The organism is Paracoccus pantotrophus, from assembly GCF_008824185.1.
In the GTDB taxonomy this organism is placed as follows: Bacteria; Pseudomonadota; Alphaproteobacteria; order Rhodobacterales; family Rhodobacteraceae; genus Paracoccus; species Paracoccus pantotrophus.
Genome location: NZ_CP044426.1, coordinates 1,439,584 through 1,461,939 on the forward strand (window position 1 = coordinate 1,439,584; position 22,356 = coordinate 1,461,939).

Annotated in this window: 18 protein-coding genes; 6 read left to right on the forward strand and 12 right to left on the reverse strand. The window is 68.5% G+C overall.

The features are described from left to right. The first annotated feature begins 5 nt into the window (after nucleotides 1–5). Nucleotides 6–1,676, forward strand: a complete 1,671-nt coding sequence (locus ESD82_RS17650; RefSeq protein ID WP_024844132.1) for an NAD+ synthase — start codon at nucleotides 6–8, stop codon at nucleotides 1,674–1,676. A 195-nt stretch (nucleotides 1,677–1,871) separates the two neighbouring features. On the opposite strand, the gene pncB is transcribed toward ESD82_RS17650, so the two are convergent. Beyond that, nucleotides 1,872–3,182, reverse strand: coding sequence for a nicotinate phosphoribosyltransferase (pncB, locus tag ESD82_RS17655; protein ID WP_024844131.1), 1,311 nt, complete (start codon nucleotides 3,180–3,182; stop codon nucleotides 1,872–1,874). Continuing rightward, nucleotides 3,179–3,775 (reverse strand): bifunctional nicotinamidase/pyrazinamidase, encoded by a 597-nt coding sequence (gene pncA / locus ESD82_RS17660; protein ID WP_147427714.1) that lies wholly within the window; start codon nucleotides 3,773–3,775, stop codon nucleotides 3,179–3,181. Before pncA ends, pncB begins: the two co-directional genes overlap by 4 nt. A gap of 99 nt (nucleotides 3,776–3,874) precedes the next feature. Here pncA and trhO point away from each other — a divergent pair, with 99 nt between their 5' ends. Further along, nucleotides 3,875–4,780 (forward strand): oxygen-dependent tRNA uridine(34) hydroxylase TrhO, encoded by a 906-nt coding sequence (gene trhO, locus ESD82_RS17665; RefSeq protein ID WP_147428281.1) that lies wholly within the window; start codon nucleotides 3,875–3,877, stop codon nucleotides 4,778–4,780. 218 nt (nucleotides 4,781–4,998) lie between these two features. Then, on the forward strand, nucleotides 4,999–5,598 hold the full coding sequence (locus ESD82_RS17670; protein WP_147427713.1) for an outer membrane protein: 600 nt from the start codon (nucleotides 4,999–5,001) through the stop codon (nucleotides 5,596–5,598). A 57-nt stretch (nucleotides 5,599–5,655) separates the two neighbouring features. Here ESD82_RS17670 and ESD82_RS17675 read toward each other — a convergent pair whose 3' ends face one another. The 4 genes from ESD82_RS17675 to ESD82_RS17690 form a co-directional block, all read right to left on the reverse strand. Beyond that, nucleotides 5,656–7,938 carry an NADP-dependent malic enzyme gene (locus tag ESD82_RS17675; protein ID WP_024844127.1) on the reverse strand — a complete coding sequence of 761 codons (2,283 nt, stop codon included), beginning with the start codon at nucleotides 7,936–7,938 and terminating at the stop codon, nucleotides 5,656–5,658. Nucleotides 7,939–8,023: 85 nt separating this feature from the next. Continuing rightward, complete coding sequence (locus ESD82_RS17680; protein WP_024844126.1) at nucleotides 8,024–9,394, reverse strand: oligosaccharide flippase family protein; 1,371 nt, start codon at nucleotides 9,392–9,394, stop codon at nucleotides 8,024–8,026. Beyond that, nucleotides 9,394–10,878, reverse strand: a complete 1,485-nt coding sequence (locus ESD82_RS17685; protein WP_147427712.1) for a GumC family protein — start codon at nucleotides 10,876–10,878, stop codon at nucleotides 9,394–9,396. Before ESD82_RS17685 ends, ESD82_RS17680 begins: the two co-directional genes overlap by 1 nt. A gap of 43 nt (nucleotides 10,879–10,921) precedes the next feature. After that, nucleotides 10,922–11,626 carry a P-loop NTPase family protein gene (locus tag ESD82_RS17690; protein WP_024844124.1) on the reverse strand — a complete coding sequence of 235 codons (705 nt, stop codon included), beginning with the start codon at nucleotides 11,624–11,626 and terminating at the stop codon, nucleotides 10,922–10,924. A gap of 304 nt (nucleotides 11,627–11,930) precedes the next feature. On the opposite strand from ESD82_RS17690, the gene ESD82_RS17695 reads away from it, so the two are divergent. After that, complete coding sequence (locus ESD82_RS17695) at nucleotides 11,931–12,758, forward strand: glycosyltransferase (protein WP_024844123.1); 828 nt, start codon at nucleotides 11,931–11,933, stop codon at nucleotides 12,756–12,758. Here the strand turns inward: ESD82_RS17695 and ESD82_RS17700 are convergent. Continuing rightward, the gene (locus tag ESD82_RS17700; RefSeq protein ID WP_244314545.1) at nucleotides 12,755–13,513 is read right to left on the reverse strand and encodes a hypothetical protein; all 759 of its coding nucleotides are present in this window, start codon (nucleotides 13,511–13,513) and stop codon (nucleotides 12,755–12,757) included. The genes ESD82_RS17695 and ESD82_RS17700 overlap by 4 nt on opposite strands. A 318-nt stretch (nucleotides 13,514–13,831) precedes the next feature. Between ESD82_RS17700 and ESD82_RS17705 the strand changes: the two genes are divergently transcribed. Continuing rightward, nucleotides 13,832–14,530, forward strand: a complete 699-nt coding sequence (locus ESD82_RS17705) for a sugar transferase (protein ID WP_024844121.1) — start codon at nucleotides 13,832–13,834, stop codon at nucleotides 14,528–14,530. On the opposite strand, the gene ESD82_RS17710 is transcribed toward ESD82_RS17705, so the two are convergent. Together ESD82_RS17710 and ESD82_RS21875 are read right to left on the reverse strand one after the other, a co-directional pair. Further along, nucleotides 14,524–14,691, reverse strand: a complete 168-nt coding sequence (locus tag ESD82_RS17710; RefSeq protein WP_231486675.1) for a hypothetical protein — start codon at nucleotides 14,689–14,691, stop codon at nucleotides 14,524–14,526. The genes ESD82_RS17705 and ESD82_RS17710 overlap by 7 nt on opposite strands. Nucleotides 14,692–14,759: 68 nt before the next feature. Continuing rightward, the gene (locus ESD82_RS21875) at nucleotides 14,760–15,023 is read right to left on the reverse strand and encodes a hypothetical protein (protein ID WP_167521756.1); all 264 of its coding nucleotides are present in this window, start codon (nucleotides 15,021–15,023) and stop codon (nucleotides 14,760–14,762) included. Between ESD82_RS21875 and ESD82_RS17715 the strand changes: the two genes are divergently transcribed. Beyond that, a complete protein-coding gene (locus ESD82_RS17715; RefSeq protein WP_147427710.1) occupies nucleotides 14,925–16,130 on the forward strand; it encodes a glycosyltransferase in 1,206 nt (401 codons plus the stop codon). The two genes, ESD82_RS21875 and ESD82_RS17715, sit on opposite strands and share 99 nt — an antisense overlap. On the opposite strand, the gene ESD82_RS17720 is transcribed toward ESD82_RS17715, so the two are convergent. Genes ESD82_RS17720 through ESD82_RS17730 form a run of 3 tightly spaced genes read right to left on the reverse strand, consistent with a single transcriptional unit; the run spans nucleotide 16,111 to nucleotide 22,354 of the window. After that, nucleotides 16,111–16,734 (reverse strand): 4'-phosphopantetheinyl transferase family protein, encoded by a 624-nt coding sequence (locus tag ESD82_RS17720; RefSeq protein ID WP_024844118.1) that lies wholly within the window; start codon nucleotides 16,732–16,734, stop codon nucleotides 16,111–16,113. The genes ESD82_RS17715 and ESD82_RS17720 overlap by 20 nt on opposite strands. Further along, on the reverse strand, nucleotides 16,731–21,365 hold the full coding sequence (locus ESD82_RS17725) for a MupA/Atu3671 family FMN-dependent luciferase-like monooxygenase (protein WP_147427709.1): 4,635 nt from the start codon (nucleotides 21,363–21,365) through the stop codon (nucleotides 16,731–16,733). The genes ESD82_RS17720 and ESD82_RS17725 overlap by 4 nt, the downstream gene beginning before the upstream one ends. Next, nucleotides 21,362–22,354, reverse strand: coding sequence for a glycosyltransferase family 2 protein (locus tag ESD82_RS17730; protein ID WP_147428279.1), 993 nt, complete (start codon nucleotides 22,352–22,354; stop codon nucleotides 21,362–21,364). Before ESD82_RS17730 ends, ESD82_RS17725 begins: the two co-directional genes overlap by 4 nt. Between the last annotated feature and the right edge of the window lie 2 nt (nucleotides 22,355–22,356).

Sequence of the window (22,356 nt, forward strand, 5' to 3'; positions counted from 1 at the left end):
GCGCCATGACCGACACGTTCCGCATCACCCTTGGACAGCTGAACCCGACCGTGGGCGATTTGCCCGGCAATGCCGCCCAGGCGCGCGAGGCATGGGCCAGGGCGCGCGAGGCCGGCGCCAACCTGCTGGCCCTGCCCGAGATGTTCATCACCGGCTACCAGACCCAGGACCTGGTTCTGAAGCCCGGCTTCACGCAGGAAGCGATGGCGCATATCGTCGATCTGGCGCGCGACTGCGCCGACGGCCCCGCCATCGGCATCGGCGGCCCCTATGCCGAGGAGGACCGGCTCTACAACGCCTATTGGATCCTCAAGGGCGGCCGGGTGGCGGCGCGGGTGCTCAAGCATGAATTGCCGCACAAGCAGCTGTTCGACGAATGGCGGCTGTTCAATGTCGGGCCGATCTCGGGGCCCTACAGCCTGGACGGGCTGCGCATCGGCAGCCCGATCTGCGAGGACGCCTGGTGGCCCGAGGTCTGCGAAACCCTGGCCGAGACCGGGGCCGAGATCCTGCTGGTCCCGAACGGCAGCCCCTATCATCGGGGCAAGCTGGACCTGCGCATGGGCCATATGGTCGCCCGCGTGGTCGAGACCGGCCTGCCGCTGATCTACCTGAACTCGGTCGGCGGGCAGGACGACCAGATCTATGACGGCGGCAGCTTCGTGCTGAACCCCGGCGAGGATGGCGGTGCGGTCAAGGTCATGCAGCTGGCCCCCTTCGACGAGATGCTGGCGCATGTCGATTTCACCCGCACGCCGCAGGGCTGGCGCGCGGTGCCGGGCCGGATGGACCACCAGCCCGACGAATGGGAACAGGACTACCGCGCCATGACGCTGGGCCTGCGCGACTACATGCGCAAGTCGGGGTTCCGCAAGGCGGTGCTGGGGCTGTCGGGCGGCATCGACTCGGCGCTGGTCGCGACCATCGCCGCCGACGCCATCGGCCCCGAGAACGTCCGCTGCGTCATGCTGCCCAGCGAATACACCTCGCAAGCCAGCCTCGACGATGCCGCCGATTGCGCGGCCCGGCTGGGCACGCGGCTGGACACCGTGCATATCGAGGGCGCCCGCGACGCGGTCGGCGAGGCGCTGGCGCATCTGATGGCGGGCACCCAGCCCGACGCGACCGAGGAAAACATCCAGTCCCGGCTGCGCGGCGTGATGCTGATGGCGCTGTCGAACAAGTTCGGCGAGCTGCTCTTGACCACCGGCAACAAGTCCGAGGTCGCGGTCGGCTATGCCACGATCTATGGCGACATGGCCGGCGGCTACAATCCGATCAAGGATCTCTACAAGACCCGCGTCTTTCAGACCTGCCGCTGGCGCAATGAAAACCACCGCGACTGGATGCTGGGCCGCGCGGGCGAGGTGATCCCGCCGCAGATCATCTCGAAGCCCCCCTCGGCCGAGCTGCGCCCGAACCAGAAGGACCAGGACAGCCTGCCGCCCTATGAGGTGCTGGACGCGATCCTGGAGGGGCTGGTCGAGAAGGATCTGGCGCTGAAGGACCTGGTCGCGCAGGGCTTCGAGCCCGAGACGGTCAAGAAGGTCGAGACCCTGCTTTATGGCAGCGAATGGAAGCGTTACCAGGCTGCACCGGGGCCGCGCATCTCGACCAAGGCCTTCTGGCTCGACCGCCGCTATCCGCTGGTGAACCGCTGGCGCGACCGGCTCTAGCGCGGCGCGGCCGTCGCGCGGCGGGACACCCTGTCCCAGCCGCCAAAGCCGGCGGCAGGCGTTGCCGGACGCGCGATTAGCCGGGTCTTGCTGCAAGACGACGGTAACGACGGCGCGATCTCGTTCGACGGCCATCCGGCGCCTCCGGCAAGGAATATGCCACGGCAGCGGCAAGGCACCGACCGAGCCGGCGGATCAGACCACGACCGCCATGCGCTGCTGCTGGCCGACGCCGAAGACGCGCTTGTAGCGCGCGATCTCCTCCTCGGGACCGGTGGCCTTTTCGGGGTTGTCGGAAAGCTTGACGGTCGGCCGCCCCTCGGCCGCCACCGCCTTGCAGACCAGCGAGAACGGCGCCAGCCCGTCGCCCGGCACCAGCCCGCGGAAGTCGTTGGTCAAGAGCGTGCCCCAGCCGAAGCTGATCTTGGCCCGGCCGTGGAAGCGCCGGAACAGATCCTTGATCTTGTCCACGTCCAGCCCGTCGGAAAAGATGATCAGCTTGTCGCGCGGATCCTCGCCGCGCTCCTGCCACCAGCGGATCGCGGTCTCGGCGCCCACGGCCGGGTCGCCGCTGTCGACGCGGATGCCGGTCCAGCCGGCCAGCCAGTCGGGCGCGTGCTCCAGGAACCCCTGGGTGCCATAGGTATCGGGCAGGATGATGCGCAGCATCCCGTCATGCTCCTCGTGCCAGTCGGCGAGGACGCGATAGGGGGCCTGGCGCAGTTCCGCGTCGCTGTCGGCCAGCGCGGCATAGACCATGGGCAGTTCATGGGCATTGGTGCCGATGGCCTCGATGTCGCGGCGCATGGCGATCAGGCAGTTCGAGGTGCCGATAAACCGCTCGTCGCCCAGCCCCTCGACCATGGCCTGCACGCACCAGTCCTGCCACAGGAAGCTGTGCCGCCGCCGCGTGCCGAAATCGGCGATGCGCAGGTCCGGGCCGAGCTTGCGCAATTCCTCGATCTTTTCCCAAAGCCGGGCCATGGCGCGGGCATAGAGCACCTGCAATTCAAACCGGCCCATGTCCTTGAGGACGGCGCGCGAGCGCAGCTCCATGATGATCGCCAGCGCCGGGATCTCCCACAGCATGACCTCGGGCCAGCGGCCCTCGAAGACCAGCTCATACTGGCCGTCGCGCTTTTCCAGGTGATAGGCGGGCAGGCGCAGCTTCTCCAGGAACTCCATGAAATCCGGGCGGAACATCTGCCGCTTGCCGTAGAAGGTATTGCCGCGCAGCCAGGTGCTTTCGCCCCGCGTCAGCGACAGGCCGCGGACATGGTCCAACTGCTCGCGCAGCTCGCCCTCGTCGATCAGCTCGGCCAGGCGGATGCGGCTGGTGCGGTTGATCAGGCTGAAGGTGACCTGCGTGTCGGGCCGGTTGCGGAACACCGACTGGCACATCAGCAGCTTGTAGAAATCGTCGTCGATCAGCGAGCGGACGATGGGGTCGATCTTCCACTTGTGGTTATAGACGCGGGTGGCGATATCGACCGTCGGGATCATCATGCCAGCACCACCCCCGCCTTGCGCATCGCCTCGCGCGCCGCCTCGCGCGAGCCGTTCAGGTCGATGGCGCGGGTGGCCTCCTCGATCACGGTGGCGCGAAAGCCCAGCTTGGCGGCGTCGATGGCCGACCAGGCGACACAGAAGTCATGCGCGAGGCCCACGAAGGCCAGGTCGTCCATGCCGCGGTCGCGCAAATATCCGGCCAGGCCGGTGGGGGTGCGATGGTCGTTCTCGAAGAACGCGGAATAGCTGTCGATCTGCAGCCGGAACCCCTTGCGGATCACCAGATCGGCGCAATCGACGGCCAGCGTCGGATGAAACCCCGCCCCCGCCGAGCCGATCACGCAATGCGCCGGCCACAGCACCTGCGGGCCGTAGGGCATCTCGACTTGCGAAAATGCCGCTGCGCCGGGATGGTTGTCGGCAAAGCTGGCATGGTCCTGCGGATGCCAGTCCTGGGTCAGCACCACGGTGTCGAAATCGGCCATCAGGTCGTTGACCCCTGCCACGATCTCGTCCCCGCCGGCGACCGCCAGCCGGCCGCCGGGACAGAAATCCAGCTGCATGTCGATGACGATCAGGGCCCGTGCCATGGCGCCTCTCCTGTTTCCCAGGAAAATTGGTAGGCGCAGGCGGCGGGGGCGTCAATGCGGCAACTTGATTGCACATCCTTGCGGCGCTATGGCCAGCCCATGCTGATCGTCGCCGCGCTTTACCATTTCACCCGCTTTCCCGACCCTCAGGCGCTGAAGCCGCCGCTGGCCAAATGCGCCTGCACGAACGGGGTCAGGGGCACCTTGCTGCTGGCGCCCGAGGGGATCAACGGCACCATCGCCGGCACCCGCGAAGGCATCGACGCGGTGCTGGCGCATATCCGCGCCCTGCCCGGCTGCGCGGGGCTGGAATGGAAGGAAAGCACCGCCGAGGCCATGCCCTTCGGCCGCATGAAGGTCCGCCTGAAGCGCGAGATCGTCACCATGGGCCAGCCCGAGGTGGACCCCACCGCCGCGGTCGGGCGCTATGTCGCGCCGCAGGACTGGAATGCGCTGATCAGCGCCCCCGACGTGGCGGTGATCGACACCCGCAACGATTACGAGGTCGAGATCGGCTCCTTCGCCGGCGCCGTCGATCCCGGCACCCGCAGCTTCCGCGACTTTCCCGCCTGGTGGCGCGAGAATGCGCATCGCTTCCACAACAAGCGCATCGCCATGTTCTGCACCGGCGGCATCCGCTGCGAGAAATCCACCAATTTCCTGCTGGGCGAGGGCGTGGCAGAGGTCTTTCACCTCAAGGGCGGCATCCTGAAATACCTGGAGGAGGTGCCCGAGGAGGAAAGCCTGTGGCGCGGCGAATGCTTCGTCTTCGACAAGCGGGTGAGCCTGGGCCACGGGCTGCGGCAGGGCCGCTACGACCTGTGCCACGCCTGCCGCCGCCCGCTGGCGCCCGAGGACCGCACCCGCCCGGAATATGAGCCCGGCGTCTGCTGCCATCGCTGCGCGGGCGAATATAGCGAGGCCGACCGCGCCCGTTTCCGGGAACGCCAGCGCCAGGCCGAGCGCGGCGAATGCTTTGGGCAGATCGACGAAACCGGAAGCTGAAACTCGTTCATTATCAATTTGTTAGACAAAATCTCTGACCGCGCATCACGCCCAATCACGCCGGCTTGAGCGCGAAGCCCCTGTATCGGCAGGCTTTTTTCATCGCCTTTCATCCCTGCGGCTAACGGGCCGTCACTTGTCCGTGCCACGACCCCGCCAAGCCTTCCAATCCCGGCCCCGGGTGGTAGGCAGACGGTCCGAGTTAAATGGAGAACACCATGAAGAAAGTCGGATACGCAGCTTTGGTTTCGCTGATCGCCGGTGGCGCCTATGCGGGTGGCTATGTCGCCCCCGTGGTCGAGCAGCCGGTCGTGGCACCGGCGCCCGTGACGACCGTTTCGGACAGCGACTGGACGGGCTTCTATGCCGGTCTGCAATACGGCAAGGGCAGCGGCGACCTGAGCAATCGCGGCGCGCTGGCCGATTTCGGCGATTACGACGGCTATGGCCTGCATGCGGGCTATCAGCACGACCTGGGCCGCTTCGTGCTGGGCGGCGAACTGGACTACAACAAGATCTCGCCCGACGAGAACTATGACGACGGCGACCTGACCCGGCTGCGGCTGCGTGCCGGTGCCGACATGGGCCGCTTCCTGCCCTATGTCACGCTGGGCGCGGCCAAGATCTCGGTCGATGATTTCTCGGAAACCGGGCTGACCTATGGTCTCGGCGCCGATTTCAAAGTCACCGAGCGCTTCACCGTCGGCGCGGAATACAGCCGCAGCGACTTCAAGGACGTGCTGGAGGACGAAACCGGCATCAGCGGCCGCGACCTGGACACCGATCTGGTGCAGCTGCGCGCCTCGTATCGGTTCTGATCCCGACGCAACAGGCAAGGCGCCCCCGATCCGGGGGCGCCTTTGGTTTGGGGCGGGTTACTTCACCTGTCCCAGCCGTCCCGCGGCGATGGCGGCCATGTTCAGGATGTCGTTCACCGTCGAACCGGTCGAGCAGATCTGGATCGGCTGCGGCACCCCGGTCAGGATCGGCCCGATCACCGTCGCCCCGGCCATTTCCTGCAAGAGCTTCACCGAGATCGAGGCCGAGTGCCGCGCCGGCACCACCAGCACATTGGCCGGCCCCTTGAGCCGCGAGAACGGGTATTTCGCCGCCTGCGACGGGTTCAACGCCACGTCCACGGTCATCTCGCCCTCATATTCGAAATCGACGCGGCGGGCGTCCAGCACCTCGGTCGCATGGGCCATCTTCACCGCGCGCTCGCTGATCGGGTAGCCGAAGTTCGAAAACGACAGAAAGGCCACGCGCGGCTCCAGCCCCAGGCCGCGCGCGACATGGGCGCCGCGGGTGGCGATGTCGGCCAGATCCTCGGCCTCGGGCCATTCATGGACCAGCGTGTCGCCCATCAGGATCACCCGGCCATTGTGCAGGACCGCGGTGATGCCCACCGCGCCGTCGGCCGGGGTCACGTCGAAGACCGTGCCGATTTGGGCCAGCACATGCGCGTTCTTGCGCGTGGCCCCCGTCACCAGCCCGTCGCCATGGCCATGCGCCAGCATCAGCGAGGCAAAGACATGGCGGTCGCGATTGGCCAGCTTGACCGCGTCCTCGCGGTCATGGCCCTTGCGCTGCAGGCGGGCATAAAGCGTCTCGTGATATTGCTCGAGATGGCGGGAATTGCCGGCATTGACCACGGTGATCTCGCGCGCGGCGTCGCCCAGGCCGGCGGCCTCCAGCTTTTCACGCACGTCGCTTTCCCGGCCGACGACGATGGACTGGCCCATGCCGCCGCGCTGCCAGGCCACGGCGGCGCGCAGCACCCGCAGGTCGTCCCCCTCGGCAAAGATCATCCGGGCCTGGGCCTGGCGGGCGCGGGCATGGATGCCCTGCAGGATCGCCGCGGTCGGGTCCATGCGCGCCTTGAGCGACTGGACATAGCCCTCCATGTCGATGATCGGGCGGCGGGCGACGCCGGTATCCATCCCCGCGCGCGCCACCGCCGGCGGCACGACATGGATCAGCCGCGGGTCGAAGGGCGTCGGGATGATGTAGTCGCGGCCGAATTGCAGCTTGCGGCCGTAGGCGACGGCGACCTCGTCCGGCACGTCCTCGCGCGCCAGTTCCGCCAGCGCGCGGGCGCAGGCGATCTTCATCTCGTCATTGATGGCGCGGGCATGGATGTCCAGCGCGCCGCGGAACAGATAGGGAAAGCCCAGGACGTTGTTGACCTGGTTCGGATAGTCCGAGCGGCCGGTGGCGACGATGGCGTCGGGGCGGACGGCATGCGCCTCCTCGGGGGTGATCTCGGGATCGGGGTTGGCCATGGCGAAGATGACCGGGTTCTCGGCCATGGACAGCACCATGTCCTGCGTCACCGCTCCCTTGGCCGAGACGCCCAGGAACACGTCGGCGCCCTGCATCGCCTCGTCCAGCGTGCGCGCCTCGGTCACGACGGCATGGGCGGATTTCCACTGGTTCATGCCCTCGGTGCGGCCCTGCCAGATCACGCCCTTGGTGTCGCACATGATACAGTTCTCATGCCGCGCGCCCATGGATTTCAGCAGCTCCAGGCAGGCGATGCCGGCGGCGCCGGCGCCGTTCAGCACGATCTTCACGTCCTCGATCTTCTTGCCCGACAGTTCCAGCGCGTTGATCAGCCCCGCCGCGCAGATCACCGCCGTGCCGTGCTGGTCGTCATGGAAGACCGGGATGTCCATGACCTCTTTCAGCCGCTGCTCGATGATGAAGCATTCCGGCGCCTTGATGTCCTCGAGGTTGATGCCGCCGAAGGTCGGGCCCATCAGCCGCACCGCATTGATGATCTCGTCCGGATCCTCGGTATCCAGCTCGATGTCGATCGCGTTCACATCGGCGAAACGCTTGAACAGGACCGCCTTGCCCTCCATCACCGGCTTCGAGGCCAGCGCGCCCAGGTTCCCCAGCCCCAGGATGGCGGTGCCGTTCGAGATCACCGCGACCATGTTGCCCTTGACGGTATAGTCATAGGCGGTCTCGGGCCGCTCGGCGATGGCCTCGACCGGGACCGCCACGCCGGGGGAATAGGCCAGCGACAGGTCGCGCTGCGTCGCCATCGGGGTCGAGGCCACGATGTCGTATTTGCCCGGACGGGGTTCCAGGTGATAGGCCAGAGCCTCTTCCCGCGTGATGCGGGACTTGCGCGGGGTGTTGTCGTCGCTCATCCGGTGCCTCCTCCTCGTGACGTTCCGGCAGCAATAGCGCCAGGCCACGCGGAACCGGAAGGGGTAAAATGCCGGCCGGCACGCCTCAGGGGGACATCGCGGCCAGCACTGCATCGCGATGGCCGCTCAGCGCCGTCGCCGCCGCGACAAGGGCGAGTGCGGCGGCGATCAGGTCGTGGCGCGGATCCCAGCAACCATGCCGCCGCGCCAGCCAGACCGTCGCCGGATAGCACAACAGCTGCGCCAGCGCCTGCCCGATCAACAGCCCCGGCAGGCCGTAAAGCACCGCCCCCCCCGCGACCAGCGCGAAATAGATCGCCGCGCGGGTGGATTGCACGACGAAGAAGCCGCGTGAATCCCCGGCCGCCAGCGCCGCCGATTCATAGCTCAGCGGGATGACCTGCAGCATCTGGATGCAGGCGATGGCGACCAGGATGCCCCCCGCCGCGGCATAGCGCGGGTCATAGAGCAGCTCGACCAGGGGCGGGCCGGCCCAGGCCAGCGCCACCGCCACCGCCAGCAGCAGCGCCGTCAGCCCGGCGCGGGTACGGGCCAGGATGCGGGCGTTCTCGGCGCTTTCGGCCGGCGGATGCTGGCGATACATCGGGATGAACAGCCGCCCGGCGATCGACGACCCCAGCATGGCCGGCACCGTGGCCAGGAACAGGCCGATATTGTAGATGCCCAGCTGGTTCAGCGTCAGCACCCGCCCCAGGATGATCCGGTCGCCCTGAAACAGCAGGAAGCCGCAGATAGTGCTGAAAAAGATCCACTTGCCGAATTTCATCACCTCGGCGCGGGCCTCGGGCTCCATCCGCAGCCGGTTGCGGTGTCCGGGCAGGAACAGCCGGAACATCAGCAGCTGGACCAGCGCGCCCAGCACATTGCCCCAGACCAGCGCCCAGACCGATTGCAGGATCAGCGCCGCGGCGACGGTCAGCAGGATGCCGATCAGCTGGTTGCACAGCTCGATCACCGTCAGCCGGCCCAGCTGCAAATGGCGCGCGGCCGTGTCGATGCGGGTCGGAAGGAGGCCGCCGACGATCATCGAGCAGGCCGCAGCCGGAAACACCCAGCCGAACAGCGGCGCGTCGTAAAAGACCGCCAACGGCCAGGCCATGACCATGGCCGCGCCGAAGATCAGGAAGCCCCGGATGATCTTCAGCGTCCAGATCGTGTCGAGGAAATCCGGCTCGTCGCCGCGCTTGCTCTGCATGATCGAGGGGCCGAAGCCCATGTCGCTGAACATGGTCAGGCCGATCAGGAAACTGGTGACCAGCGCCATCAGGCCGAAATCGTCGGGGCTGAGGATGCGGGTCAGGATCAGGTTCGAGCCCAGGCGCATGATCTGGCCCAGGCCGAAATTGGCCATGGACCAGGCCCCGCTGCCCAGGGCCCGCGAGGCGAAGCTGCGGCCCGGCGCGGCGGCGGTTTCGCTTCCGCCCTGCCCGCTCATCAGCCCATCCCGTCGGTCGGCATCGGCACGACGCCGGGCGAAGGCAGGCCGGGCACCTTGCCGATCATCCACAGCGCGACCAGGACGCCCAGCACCAGAAGCAGGACCATATAGATGTTGCGCAGCCGGCGCCGGCGCAGGTCGGCCGCCGTCTGCCGATAGGGCAAGGAAATCACCGGCCGGGTTCCGGTGGCACGGGCGAATTGCTCGCTGCGCCGCAAGACCGGGTTCAGCAACTCCAGGACAAAGGCCGCGGCCAGCGCCAGCCCGACGCTGACCCCTGCCCCCATCACCGCGCTTTTCTTGCGGTTCGACATGGCGGGATATTCCGGCGGCAAGGCACGCTCCAGCAGCACGAAACGCTCGGCCTGGTCGTTTTGCATCAGCATCTGCTGGGTTTCGACCTGGGCCAGCTGGCGCGAGATCTCGTTATAGCGGTCCTGCAACCGGCGCTGCTGGCGGGTCATCGCCTCAAGCTCGCGGCTGACCTCGGGGGCGCGGGCGCGGGCCCGGTCGATCTCGGTGCGGCGCAACGCGATCCCGGCCTTCTGTTCGTTCAGCCTGGCCAGCTGGGCCTCGATCAGCTCGGCCTGGCGGCGAACCACGTCCGGTCCGCCGCTGCCGGTGCCACTGTTGAGCAGCTTCAGGTTTTCCTCCAGCCGCCGGATCTCGGGATGGTCGGGCGCCAGCGTCCGGCGCGCCTGCGCCAGTTCGATCTCGGCGGTACGGATCTGCTGCACCAGCGAGGCCGAGGGCCGGGCCTCGGCCGCAAGCCCCCCCGCCTCCAGCGACAACCGCTCGCGCTGCAAGGTCATGATGTCGCGGTCCAGCGCCGTCTCGGTCTCGGTCAGCTGGGCCAGCTGGGTCTGCAGGAATTCCTGCGAACTGGGCAGCGCATCCTCGTTGCGGGCGCTGAACTCGACCAGCTTGCGCTCCTGTTCGGACAACTGCTCGTTCAGACGGCGTTCCTCGCTGCGCAGGTATTCCTGCGCCTCCAGGATGCGGGCCTGGCGGTTCTCGCGGTCGCGGTTGACCACGCTGTTGGCGAAGTCATTGGCGATGGCGGCCGCGGTCGTCGGCGTCTCGGCCTGGGCGGTGATGACGATGGCGGCCAGCGACATGCGGGAATCGACCGAAACGCCGGGGGCGGCGATGCTTTCGATCCGGGTCGAGTTGCGCAGCGCCACCAGCTTTTCCGACTCGCTCAGCGGGGTGCCGGCGAACAGCCCCAGCCGCTCGATCACCTCGCGCAGGTTGGCGCGCGCCATCAGGCGCTGTTCGATCAGCTGCACCCGGCGCGAGGCAGGCAGCGAACTGTCGCTGCCCTGGTCGATGGCGGCCGGCATGTCCAGCTGGATCACCGCCGAGGCCTCGTAGACGCGGGGCGAGGAAACGATCAGGTAGAACGAGGTCAGCACGCCCAGGACCACGATCGTCAGCACCAGCGGCAAGCGCCGCCAGATTATCGAGATCAGATCCTGCAAGGATTGAATCGGTCCCAAATCTTGAACCCTGTCTATTCGTTGTTCAGTCTTCCGACTTGTTCAGGACCACGCCCATCACCGGCGGCATGCCGACCAGCAGCCTTTCGCATTCCGCCATGTCCGAGGCGGTGCCGCGGCGCCCGTCGGCGACCAGCAGCAGCGCATCGGCCAGCGGCAGGGCGGCCAGCGCCGCATCCTCGCCCAAAAGGGCGGCGGTGTCGATGACCGCGATCCGGGCGGGGTGGCGGTCGTGCAGCCGCCGCATGGCCTGGGCCAGCGCCTCGTCCTGCAAAAGCTCGGCCGCGTCCGGCTCGGCCCGGTCCGGGGCCAGGACCGACAGGTTCGGCGCCTCGTCCACGCGCGAGACCAGCGCGTCCAGATCGCCGCCCCCGGCCAGCGCGGCCGAAACCGCGCTGCAGCCCGGAATGCCCAGCTGGCCGGCCACGCTGGGGCTGCCCAGATCCAGGTCGATCAGCGTCACCTGCGTATGCGGCTGGCGGGCCAGCGCCAGGGCCAGGTTCACCGCGACGAAGGTGCCGCCAGCACCCTGCGTCACCGGCACCACGGCAAGCTTGCTCCAGCCGCGGCTGCGCATCTCGCGCAGGATGCGGGTGCGCAACAGCGAAAACCGCTGCGCGCTGATCTTGGCATGTTTCGCGTCCATGGCGGTCAGGGCCGCCTCGCGCCGGATGAACTTGCTGGAGACATGGCCCTGCGCCGCATCGCGCGCAGCCTGTCCAACCGGCATCCTGTCCGGGTCGTTCCCTTTCGCGGGCGTCAAACCTGTTGCCCCTCTGCCTCTGGTGAAACGGCGCCGTCCCAAGGCCGGCGGCCTGCCGGTGACTTTCCCGGCAGCGGCATGGTAGCGTCGGGGCCATGAATGCGACAACCCAAAACCGGCCCGATCCCGACAATGCCCGGCATTTCCCGGCGTCGCGCGGCCATTTGCCCCTGTTGCCGCCGGCCGTCGGCCCCGGCGCGCAATTCGCGGCCCCCGATTGCCGGGCCGCTCGATTCGGCCGCGGCCCGTCCGAAAGCCCGGCGCCGACCCGATGACCCCCTGCACCATCATCCTGCCCGCCCATGACGAGGCCGCCTATATCGACGCCTGCCTCGATCATGTCCTGGGCCAGGACCATGGCGGCCCGGTCGAGCTGATCCTGGTCGCCAACGGCTGCCGCGATGACACCGCCGCGCGCGCCCGCGCCCATGTGTCGGCCTTTGCCGCGCGCGGCTGGCGGCTGCGGGTCGAGGAACTGGCGCAGGGCGGCAAGATCGGCGCGCTGAACCACGGCGACGGCTGCGCCGGGCCGGGCGTGCGGCTGTATCTGGACGCCGACATCCGCATGGGACCGCGCCTTCTGTCGGGAATCATGCGCGTGCTGGACGCGGACGTGCCGCGCTATGCCGGCGGGCGGCTGGTGGTCGCACCGGCGCGCAGCGCCGTGTCGCGCGCCTATGCCCGGTTCTGGCAGAAGCTGCCCTTCGTGGCCCAAGGCGTCACCGGCGCGGGGCTTTTCGCGGTGAACGAAGCAGGACGCGCGCGCTGGGGGGCATTCCCGCAGGTCATCTCGGACGACACCTTCGCCCGGCTGCAATTCGCGGAAACCGAGCGTTTCCTGGTGGACGAGCCCTATGAATGGCCGCTGGCCGAGGGGTTCGGGCCGCTGGTCCGGGTCCGGCGCCGCCAGGACGCCGGCGTGGCCGAGATCGCCCGGCTGTTTCCCGACCTGCCCCCGCGCCAGGGCCATGTCCGCCCCGGCAGGGCGGAACTCGCCCGGCTGGCCGCCGCCGATCCGCCGGGTTTCGCCGCCTATGCCGCCGTGGCGCTGGCGGTGCGGCTGGGCCGCAACCGCCAGGAATGGGCGCGCGGCCGCTAGTCGGCGGCGAACTCCTGCACCACCTGCCAGGCAAGTTCCTGAAGCACGGCGGCCTGCTCCTTGGGCACGAGGGGATAGGGACCGCTGCCGCCGGGAATACGGTTGGTCAGCCCGACCGGGCTTTTGCCGGTCAGGGTCGCGTAATGGATCATGGCGATGTAGTAAGACCCGCCCTGCTCGGTCGGATGGATGTCGTCGCCGAAAAAGTCGCGGATCGAGGTCGCGCCAGGAACCTTGCCCGCTTCGGCGGCATCGTGCAGCCGCACCATGCCCAGCCCCACCGGAACCAGCCGCATCGGCTCGGCCCCCTCGGGCAGGTCGAGGTTCACGTGATCGGCGATCGACTGCCATTGCGGCAGGTCCGCCAGGATGCGGTCGCGCCACGGCCGTGTCGAATCCGGGTCGATATAATCCCAGGTCTGGTAGAGATAGGGCTTGACCCCGGGATTGGACTGCCGCGCCAGTTCGACCCATTTCGCGGCATAGCCAAGGCTGTCGTGATATTCTATCGCCGGGGCCAGCGGCACGCGCTCGGTAATGACCAGGGCGTCCACGGCATGGTCGGGCAGCCATTCGCGCCCGTTCACCCCCTGCGCGTGATGCGCCTCCTTCCACTGCCATTCGAGCGGGGCGCCGTTGAGGATCTGCATTTCCACCGGCTCTTCCAGCAGGCCCTGCATCATGCCCGGCAGCGTCGTGCCGACCAGGCTGTGGCCGATGTAGAAAGCCGAGACGCTTTCAATTAAAAATTGCATCACACCCGCCATATCAACAACCTTCGATTGCGAATTGCCTTTGCCCAGCATCGCATTCCGGCATGGCGAAATCCACTCAATTCAACCGATAGTTGCCAATATAAAGCCGCAACAACCGGAATGCCGCCCGTTCAGTAAAATCCTCGGGTTTTGCTCAATATGATTACCCAGGGCAGAGGCGGCCCCTCCCGATCAAAAATCATTTGCAACCAATTGTTTTTAAACGAACCTATACTTTTCGGCAGTGTCCAAATTCGTTCTAGTTTTATTCAAACGCACAGCTATACTGCGAGTGTAGTGATGAGGGCGGGTTTTGAAATGCGGCACACCACGGATTTCGATATCGAGACAATCGACCCGGTGCTGCAAACGGCCGCAAACGGAAACACCAATCAACCCCTGGGGGCCCGCTCCCTTTACTCGCGCTTTATCAAGCGGCCGCTGGACATTACCGCCGTGCTTCTGGCGGTGCCGATTGTAGTGCCGGTGGTTCTGATCCTGGCGCTGGTGATCCTGTGGCATGGCGAGAAGCCTTTCTACACCCAGTTGCGGGTCGGCCGGTCCGGCCGCAGCTTCCGGTTGTGGAAGCTGCGCACCATGGTCGAGGATGCAGATCGGCGGCTGGCGGAATACCTGGCCGCCAATCCCGAGGCCAGGGCGGAATGGGATCTGACGCAGAAGCTGAAGAACGATCCGCGCATCACCTCGACTGGCCGCTTCTTGCGCAAGACTTCTCTGGACGAGTTGCCGCAGCTGTGGAACGTGCTGCGCGGCGACATGAGCATCGTCGGCCCGCGGCCGATGATGATCGAACAGGCACCGCTTTATCCGGGGGCGGATTACTATCATCTGCGGCCGGGTGTCACCGGGCTGTGGCAGATCTCGGACCGCAATGACAGCACCTTCGCCGCCCGCGCGACTTTCGACGCGCGCTATGCAGCCGAGTTGAGCTTCAGCAGCGATGTCGCCATCATCGCCAGGACCGTGGGCGTGGTGCTGCGCTGCACCGGCTATTGAACGGTGCGGCCGCGTTCGGCCTGCATCTCGTGCCGCTCGACGCACCTGAAACGCCGCCAGGCGATGAAAAGGATAGCGGCCGTTCCGCTGACGATATAGATCAGCAGCGCGGCCCAGAACGGCAGATCGAAGGCGGCAAACCCGATCAGCGCGCTGGCCAAGGCAATTGCGACACCAAGGGTCAGGATGCCAGTCAGAGGTTTTCTCCTCAAATGTACAAATCCTCGGATCAATAGTGCCAAAGAAACCGGAAATCGCTAGACAAACTTTGGTGCGTCTTGCGGTAATACGGCATATCCGCCCATTGTTCAGCAAAAATAAGCGCCAACCAGCCGAAAACCTCGGCCAATAACGCGGCCCGAGGGCTTTTTTTCTTGGGAAAGGGATCGCCGCCTTGCGAATCGGTTATTTGATCAATACCTACCCCCGCCCCTCGCACAGCTTCATCCGGCGGGAAATCGCGGCGCTTGAGGCCCAGGGGCTTGAAATCCACCGATTCGCCATGCGGGGCGACAGCGGCGCTCTGAGCGACCCCGCCGACCTGGCCGAACATGCCCGCACCGAGCGGGTGCTGGAGGCCGGGGCCGGCCGGCTTCTGGCCGATCTCGCCGGCCGGGGCGCGGCAAATCCGGCGCAGTTCGCCGCCGCCATGCGGCTGGCGCGGCGCCGGGCACGGGCCGGGGAAAGCAGCCTTGCCCGGCAGCTGATCTATATGGCCGAAGGGGCGCGGGTGGCCGGCCGGGCACGGGAACTGGGGCTTGCGCATATCCATGCGCATTTTGGCACCAATTCGGCCAGGGTCGCCGCCTATGCGCGCCTGCTGGACGGTCCGCGCTTCAGCTTCACCGTCCACGGCCCCGAGGAGTTCGACAACATCCAGGCGCTGGACCTGGGCGGAAAGCTGGCCCTGGCCGCGTTCTGCGTCGCCGTCAGCAGCTATGGCCGCTCGCAGCTTTGCCGCTGGGCAGGGCCCGGCGACTGGGACAAGGTCCATGTCGTGCATTGCGGCCTGGACCTGGACCGCTGGACCCAGCCGCGGCCCCTGCCGCCCGGCCCGTTCCACATGGTCGCCGTCGGCCGCTTTGCCGAGCAGAAGGGCTTCGGCCTGCTGATCCGCGCCTTCGCCCTGGCCTGGCGCCGCGCCCCCGGCTTGCGCCTGTCGCTGGTCGGCGATGGCGAATTGCGCCCGCAGATCGAGGCGCTGGTCGCCGCCGAGGGCATGGGCCAGGCCGTCCGCCTGCTTGGCTGGCAGGACGAGGCGGGCGTGCGCGCCGCCATGGAGGCCGCGCATGCGCTGGTCGCGCCCAGCTTCGCCGAGGGCCTGCCGGTGGTCATCATGGAGGCCATGGCCTGCGCCCGCCCGGTGATCGCCACCTATATCGCCGGCATCCCCGAACTGGTCCGCCCCGGACAAGAGGGCTGGCTGGTCCCCGCCAGCGATGCCGAGGCCCTGGCCGAAACCATGCTGCAAGCCGCCGAAACCGACCACGCCACGCTGGAACGCATGGGCGCCGCGGCCCGCGCCCGCGTCACGGAACGCCACGATATCCGCGAATCCGCCCGGCGTCTGGCGGCGCTGTTCAGCCGCGCCACAGGCTGAGCGCCAGCCAATAGCCCGCCGCCTGCCCCCAGCGCCCGCCGATCAGCCGGTCGCCCATGCAGGCGCGGAACCGCAGCGCATCGATCACCACCGGGACCGCGCGGAAGTCCAGCATTCGACCTGTCAGCGGATATTGCGCCTTGAACATCGCCTCCTTGGCGCAAAAGGCCAGCAAGGCATCCCCGGCCCCCTTCAGGCGAAAGGGCATGATGGTCTCGGCCAGACCTTCCGGAAGGGCGCGGCCGCAAGGCTCAAGATCGACCCCGACGCTGGCCCCGCCGGGTGGGGCAGCGATGGCGATGCAGTAATCGCCGCCATGCGACAGACTGGCGCGGATGCCCGGCGGCAGGTCCGGCCGGCGGTCGGAACGCGCCGGGATGGGTCGATCCGCCGGCAGGTCATGCCCGGCCTGCCGGATCGCCGCGCGCAGCGCCATGCGCCCCAAGGCGAACTCGCGCCGCCGCTTCGGGACAGCGCGGGCGATGGCCCCCGCCTCCTCGGGCAAAAGCGGCGCCGGCTCGGCCGTCAGCGGCAGCACCGCGCAGCCATGACCCGCGGGCAGCAGGCGCCGTGCCAGCGCGTCGAGCGCCGCCGCCCCGCTCACCGCCCACCGCGCAACTGCGCCCGCAGGGCCCGGCGCCGGGCCATGGCATCCTCGGCCGCCAGAACCGGCTCGGGCACCGCTGGCGGCGTAGGCTTGGGCGTGGGCGCAGGTGCAGGCGCGGGCACCGCCGGGGCGGCCGCCGTGCTAGCCGGCGCCAGCGAGGCGACATGCTTCAGGAAATCCGCCATGACCGGGAAGCGGAAGATATCCGTCACGCCCAGCCGCGGCAGCGCCAGCCGGTCGCGCATGGTCCGGTGCAGCTGGATCGCCAGCAACGAATGCCCGCCGAGCGCGAAGAAGTTGTCGCGCGGGCCGATCTGCTCGACGCCCAGCACCTCGGACCACAGCGCCTGCACCGCCTGCGCCAGATCCTCGGTCGGGGCGTTGGCGGCGACAGCGGTGGTGGCCTCGACGGTCGGCGCCGCCACCGGAGCGGAGGCGACGGCCCCCGGCACCGGCAGATGCTTGCGGTCGATCTTGCGGTTCGGGGTCAGCGGCATCTTTTCCAGCCGCACGATCCGCCCCGGCACCATATGCGCCGGCAGATGCGCCAGCAGCGCCTCGCGCAGCCCCTTCTCGCACAACTCGCCCGCGCCGGTGACATAGGCCACCAGCCGCTTGTCGCCGGGCGCATCCTCGCGCACCAGCGCCACCGCCTCGCGCACGCCGGGCTGGGCGGCCAGCCGCGCCTCGATCTCGCCCAGCTCGATGCGGAAGCCGCGCAGCTTCACCTGGTGGTCGGCCCGGCCGATATAGTCGAGGCCGCCATCCTCGCGCCAGCGCACCAGATCGCCTGTGCGATACATGCGCGCGCCCCAGGGCGCGCCGCGATCCGCGGGCACGAAGGGATCGGGACGGAAAGCCGCCGCAGTCAGGTCCTCGCGCCGCCAATAGCCGCGGGTCACACCATGGCCGCCGATCCAAAGCTCGCCCGGCGCGCCGGGGGGGGCCGGCACACCGTCGGCGTCCAGCACGTAAAGCTGGGTATTGGCGATGGGCCGGCCCAGCGTCACCTCGGCCGCATCGGTCAGATCGGCCACCGTGGACCAGATCGTCGTCTCGGTCGGGCCATACATGTTCAGCACCCGCGCCCGCGTGGCCGCCCTGATTTCGGCCAGCAGCGAGGGCGGCAGCGCCTCGCCGCCGACCATCATGCATTTCAGCCCGGCCATGGCCGCCGCCACCTGCGGGTCCGAGACCAGGATGCGCGCCATGCTGGGCGTGCATTGCAGATGCGTCACCTTCCAGCGCCGGATCTGCGCCGCGATCGAGAAATCGCCGTCCTCGGGTTCCGCGCCATGCGGGTTCACCTCGGCCCGCAGCCGCGCCAGCAGCGGGAAGCCGGCCATGACCTGCTCGGGCGCGATGCCATAGTCGATCAGGCAGGCGATCTCGCCCACGCCGATGGCCTTCAGCTGCTCGACCCGCGCGATGCCGTCCTCGATGGAGCCGAAAAGGCCGGAATCCTCGAAATAGCGCAGGAAAGCGAATTCCAGGATGCCGTCCAGCTCTTCCTCGGAGAGCGAGCCGAGGTCGATGGCCATCGGGTTGGTCATGCCCGCCGGGCGGCGGAAGGCCGGGAAATCCCAGGCATATTGCTTGACCAGCGCCGCGGCGCTTTTCAGGTAGTTCTTCATCGGCTCGCGGGCGATCTCGCGCGCCGTCTCGCGATCCTCGGCCAGGCAGGTATGCAGCATCAGCGTGACGGTAAAGCGCGCCGGGTCATGGCCGGCCTCGCGCAGCGCCGCGTGGTAATCCTTGATCCGCGCCGCGACCGTGTCGATACTTTGCCCCAGCAGATGGGTCAGCACGTTCATGCCCAGCCGCCCGGCCTCGACCCAGGTTTCCGGGTTGCCGGCGACGGTCATCCACAGCGGCAGTTCCTTTTGCACCGGACGCGGCTGCGTCACCACGCCGAACAGGCTGCCGTCCTTGCGCGGGAACTCGACCGCCTCGCCGCGCCACAGCCGGCGCAGCTGGTCGATCCCCTGGGCCAGTGCGGTCTTGTTGTTCGGCGGCGCGTTTTCCGGGCGCAGCACGAAATCGTCCGGCTGCCAGCCCGAGGCGATGGCCAGCCCCGCCCGGCCCGAGGTCAGGTTGTCGATCACCGCCCATTCCTCGGCCACGCGGGCCGGATGATGCAGCGGCAGCACGCAGCTGCCGGCGCGCACGGCGACGTTTTTCGTCACCGCCGCCACCGCCGCGCCGGAAACCGCCGGGTTCGGATAGGGGCCGCCGAAGGCGTGGAAATGCCGCTCGGGGGTGTAGACCGCGACGAAGCCGTTCTGGTCGGCAAAGCGCGCGCCCTCCAGCAAAAGCTGGTATTTCTTCGGGCCGGGGCCGTCGTCATTGCCCCAGTAGAACAGGCTGAAATCCATGCCGCCGGATGGCTCGCGGCGCGGCTGCGCCGGCGTCGAGGAGACGGCGAGCCGCGATTCCTCGCCCGCGATCACCAGTTTCAGCCCCCGCGCCAGCGACCAGAAGATCTCCAGCACCGAGATGTCGAAGGACAGGCTCGTGACCGCCAGCCAGGCATCGCCCGGCTGGTGCGGGATCACCACATCCATGCCGGCGAAGAAGTTCGCCACGTTGCGATGCTCGACCATCACCCCCTTGGGCCGGCCGGTCGAGCCCGAGGTGTAGATCAGATAGGCCAGGTTTTCCGGCCCGGCCTGGTTGACCGGCGCCGCCACCAGACCATGCGGCAGGTCGGTCGGAATGGCCACCACCTGCGCGCCATGCGCGGGCAGCCTCTCGGCCAGACCGTCCTGGACCAACACCACCCGCGCGCCGGAATCCTCGATGTACAGCTCGATGCGGTCGGCGGGGTAGTCCGGGTCGAGCGGCACATAGGCGCCGCCCGCCTTCCAGATCGCCAGCGCGCCGATCACCAGCTCGGGCGAGCGTTTCGCGAACAGGCCCACCGGCTGGTCCGGGCCGACGCCCATCGCCACCAGCTTTTCGGCCAGCGCGTTGGCGGCGCGATCCAGCTGGCTGCGGGTCAGGCTGTGATCCTCGAAAGCCAGCGCCACCGCATCGGGGTTCTCGGCGGCCTTTTCCGCGATCAGCTCGTGAATGCAGGCCAGCCGCACATCCAGCTGCGTGGCATTGCGGCCGACCAGCAGCTCCTCGCGCTCGGCCGCGTCCATCAGGGGGATGTCGCGCAGCGCCGTGGAGCCGGGCAGCGCCAGCCCGCCGTCCAGCGCCCGGGCCAGCCGCTGCGCCTGCGCCGGCGTGACGCGGGCCGGGTCGTGGTCCAGCCATGCGCCGTCCCCGGCCAGGGTCACGGTCAGCGCCGCGCCATTGACCGGGCCGCCGGCATGCAGGCTGATCGCCAGATCCGGCGTGGCCATGTCGCGCAGCTCGGGCGCGCGGTGCAGCAGGTCGGCCATGAAGAAGCCGCGCTTCGCCTGATCGGCGATCTCTGCCGCCAGCGCCTGTCCCAGATCGGCCAGCGTGCGCTCGCCCGGCGCCTCGACCGCCAGCGGCTGCCAGTCGGCAACGATGCCCGCCGCCTCGGGCTGGCCCTGCGGCCGCAGCGCCAGGTCGAACTGGGCCTGTCCGGCCAGCCGCGCCAGCAGCGCCGCGGCCAGCGCGATGCGCTCGGGCGCATCGCCGGGCAGCAGGGGCAGGCGCTGCGTCGCGCCCGAGCCCTCGCCCGGCAGCACCGCCGGGTTCATCCGCGTCAGCCGCGCGCGCCAGAAGCCGTCATGCTTGGCGGCCTGCGCGGCCAGATCGGTCAGCCGCGCGCGCTCCTCGGCGGCCAGCGCCGGGATCACCGTGCCGACCGGAGGCAGCTCGCCGCGAAAGACCAGCCGGATCGCCGCATCCGCGGCGGCGATGGTGGCGATATCGCCGTGAAGGGCCAGCACGGTGCCCGGCGCGGCGCTGGCCGGCTCGGTCCCGGCCGAGGCGGTGACTGCCAGCACCCGGCCATCGGCCAGCCGGACCTTGGCCTCGGCCAGCGGGTTCCAGTAGCCGCCATGATCGAGCCCGCGCACCAGCGCGCAGATGCGCCCCGCCGGCTGGGCAAAATCGATCACGCCCGCGGCCTCGGGGCGCTTGTCGCGGCCGACATAGCTGCGCTGCGACAGGTCCTGCTTCACCCGCTGCGAGCCGGCCCCTTCCAGCTGCGCCACCACCTCGGCAAAGCTTTCGGCCCCGCGGGCGAAGCAGCGGGCGTTCAGGGTCAGCGCGGTATCGTCGGGGCGGATCTCGAACAGGGTCTGGGTGAGGATGTCGCCCTCGTCCACGCCGCCTTCGATCATGTGCCAGGTGACGCCGTGCTGCGCCTCGCCGCCGATGATCGCCCAGACCGGGGCGTTCAGCCCCGCCAGCCGCGGCAGCGGCCCGTCGTGGAAGTTGATCGCGCCCAGCCGGCCGCGCGCCAGCATCTCGGGGCGCAGGATCGACAGGTTGGCGACGCTGAACAGCCAGTCGGCAGGCGGCGCATCGGGGGCCATCGGCGCGTCCTGATCCTCGACCGCAAGACCGGCGCCCTGCGCCCAGTCGCGCAGGTCGGGATTGCGCGTCACCACCGCATGGATGCGATGCCCGCGCGCCAGCAGCGTCTCGGCCGCGTGGCGCAAGAGGGATTCGTTACCCACCAGAATCGCGGAAAATTGCGTCATGGCTTACCCTTTTCAACATGAACGGGCTTTGGTTGCGGACGAAAGGCGTGACGCATCAGCTGCGCCAGATGGCCCGGCGGCCCGTCCGGCTTGCGCCCCGACAACAGGCAGCGCAGGCGGAACACCCCCGCGCCCCCCAGATGGGCGGCCGTGGCCCAAAGCGCACCCAGCCGCCCATGATGTTTCTCGAAATAGCGCCGGCGCGAGTCGTACCAGTAATCCGGCGCGCGCCGCCATTCCTTCATGCCGGTGCTGACCGAACCGATATGCAGCACCAGGCTTTCGACGACGTAATGGGTCTGCCAGCCCGCCAGCGCGGCGCGACGGCACAAGTCGGTTTCCTCGTAGTAAAGAAAGAACCCCTCGTCGAAGAGCCCGATGCGGTCCAGCACCTCCATGCGGATCATCATCGACGCCCCCGCCGACCAGTCCACCCGCCCCGAGACCAAGGGCTGGGGCAGCGAGACGACCTTGCGGCTGAGCAGGCGCGAGATCGGCCCGGTGCGGCTCATCGCCTCGAACTCGCTCAGGGCGCTGGGAAAGCGGAAGGCGGTGGTATGCGGCACGTCATCGGTGCCGCGCAAGCGCGAGCAGGCGATCCCGGCCCGCGGATGCGCAGCCAGATAGTCGACCAGCGCCCGGATCGCGCCGGGCTGCGGAATGGCGTCCGAGTTCAGCAGATAGACCAGGTCGGCGCGGCGCCCGTCCGGCAGACCCTGCCGGATGCCGTGATTGTTGCCGGCGCCGAAGCCGCCGTTCCAGCCCGACTGCACCACCGCGACGCGATCCGAAGGCCAGCCGCGCACCTGCGCCCCGGCCAGCATCGCCTCGTAGCTGCCATCGCCGGAATCGTTGTCCACGATGGTCAGCCCGCCATCGATGCCCTGCATTTCGCGCAACGCGGCCTCGGCGGCCTGCAAGGACATCTCTGGCGTGCGCCAGTTCAGCACGATGACATGGACGCTGGGCGGGGTGGCGGCCTGGTCCATGG

What these genes read in the sequence shown, in the direction of transcription:
- ESD82_RS17650 (WP_024844132.1), top strand. Translation starts at nt 6, where the DNA reads ATGACCGACACGTTCCGCATCACCCTTGGACAGCTGAACCCGACCGTG.
- pncB (WP_024844131.1), bottom strand. Translation starts at nt 3,182, where the DNA reads ATGATGATCCCGACGGTCGATATCGCCACCCGCGTCTATAACCACAAG.
- pncA (WP_147427714.1), bottom strand. Translation starts at nt 3,775, where the DNA reads ATGGCACGGGCCCTGATCGTCATCGACATGCAGCTGGATTTCTGTCCC.
- trhO (WP_147428281.1), top strand. Translation starts at nt 3,875, where the DNA reads ATGCTGATCGTCGCCGCGCTTTACCATTTCACCCGCTTTCCCGACCCT.
- ESD82_RS17670 (WP_147427713.1), top strand. Translation starts at nt 4,999, where the DNA reads ATGAAGAAAGTCGGATACGCAGCTTTGGTTTCGCTGATCGCCGGTGGC.
- ESD82_RS17675 (WP_024844127.1), bottom strand. Translation starts at nt 7,938, where the DNA reads ATGAGCGACGACAACACCCCGCGCAAGTCCCGCATCACGCGGGAAGAG.
- ESD82_RS17680 (WP_024844126.1), bottom strand. Translation starts at nt 9,394, where the DNA reads ATGAGCGGGCAGGGCGGAAGCGAAACCGCCGCCGCGCCGGGCCGCAGC.
- ESD82_RS17690 (WP_024844124.1), bottom strand. Translation starts at nt 11,626, where the DNA reads ATGCCGGTTGGACAGGCTGCGCGCGATGCGGCGCAGGGCCATGTCTCC.
- ESD82_RS17695 (WP_024844123.1), top strand. Translation starts at nt 11,931, where the DNA reads ATGACCCCCTGCACCATCATCCTGCCCGCCCATGACGAGGCCGCCTAT.
- ESD82_RS17700 (WP_244314545.1), bottom strand. Translation starts at nt 13,513, where the DNA reads ATGCAATTTTTAATTGAAAGCGTCTCGGCTTTCTACATCGGCCACAGC.
- ESD82_RS17705 (WP_024844121.1), top strand. Translation starts at nt 13,832, where the DNA reads ATGCGGCACACCACGGATTTCGATATCGAGACAATCGACCCGGTGCTG.
- ESD82_RS17725 (WP_147427709.1), bottom strand. Translation starts at nt 21,365, where the DNA reads ATGACGCAATTTTCCGCGATTCTGGTGGGTAACGAATCCCTCTTGCGC.
- ESD82_RS17730 (WP_147428279.1), bottom strand. Translation starts at nt 22,354, where the DNA reads ATGGACCAGGCCGCCACCCCGCCCAGCGTCCATGTCATCGTGCTGAAC.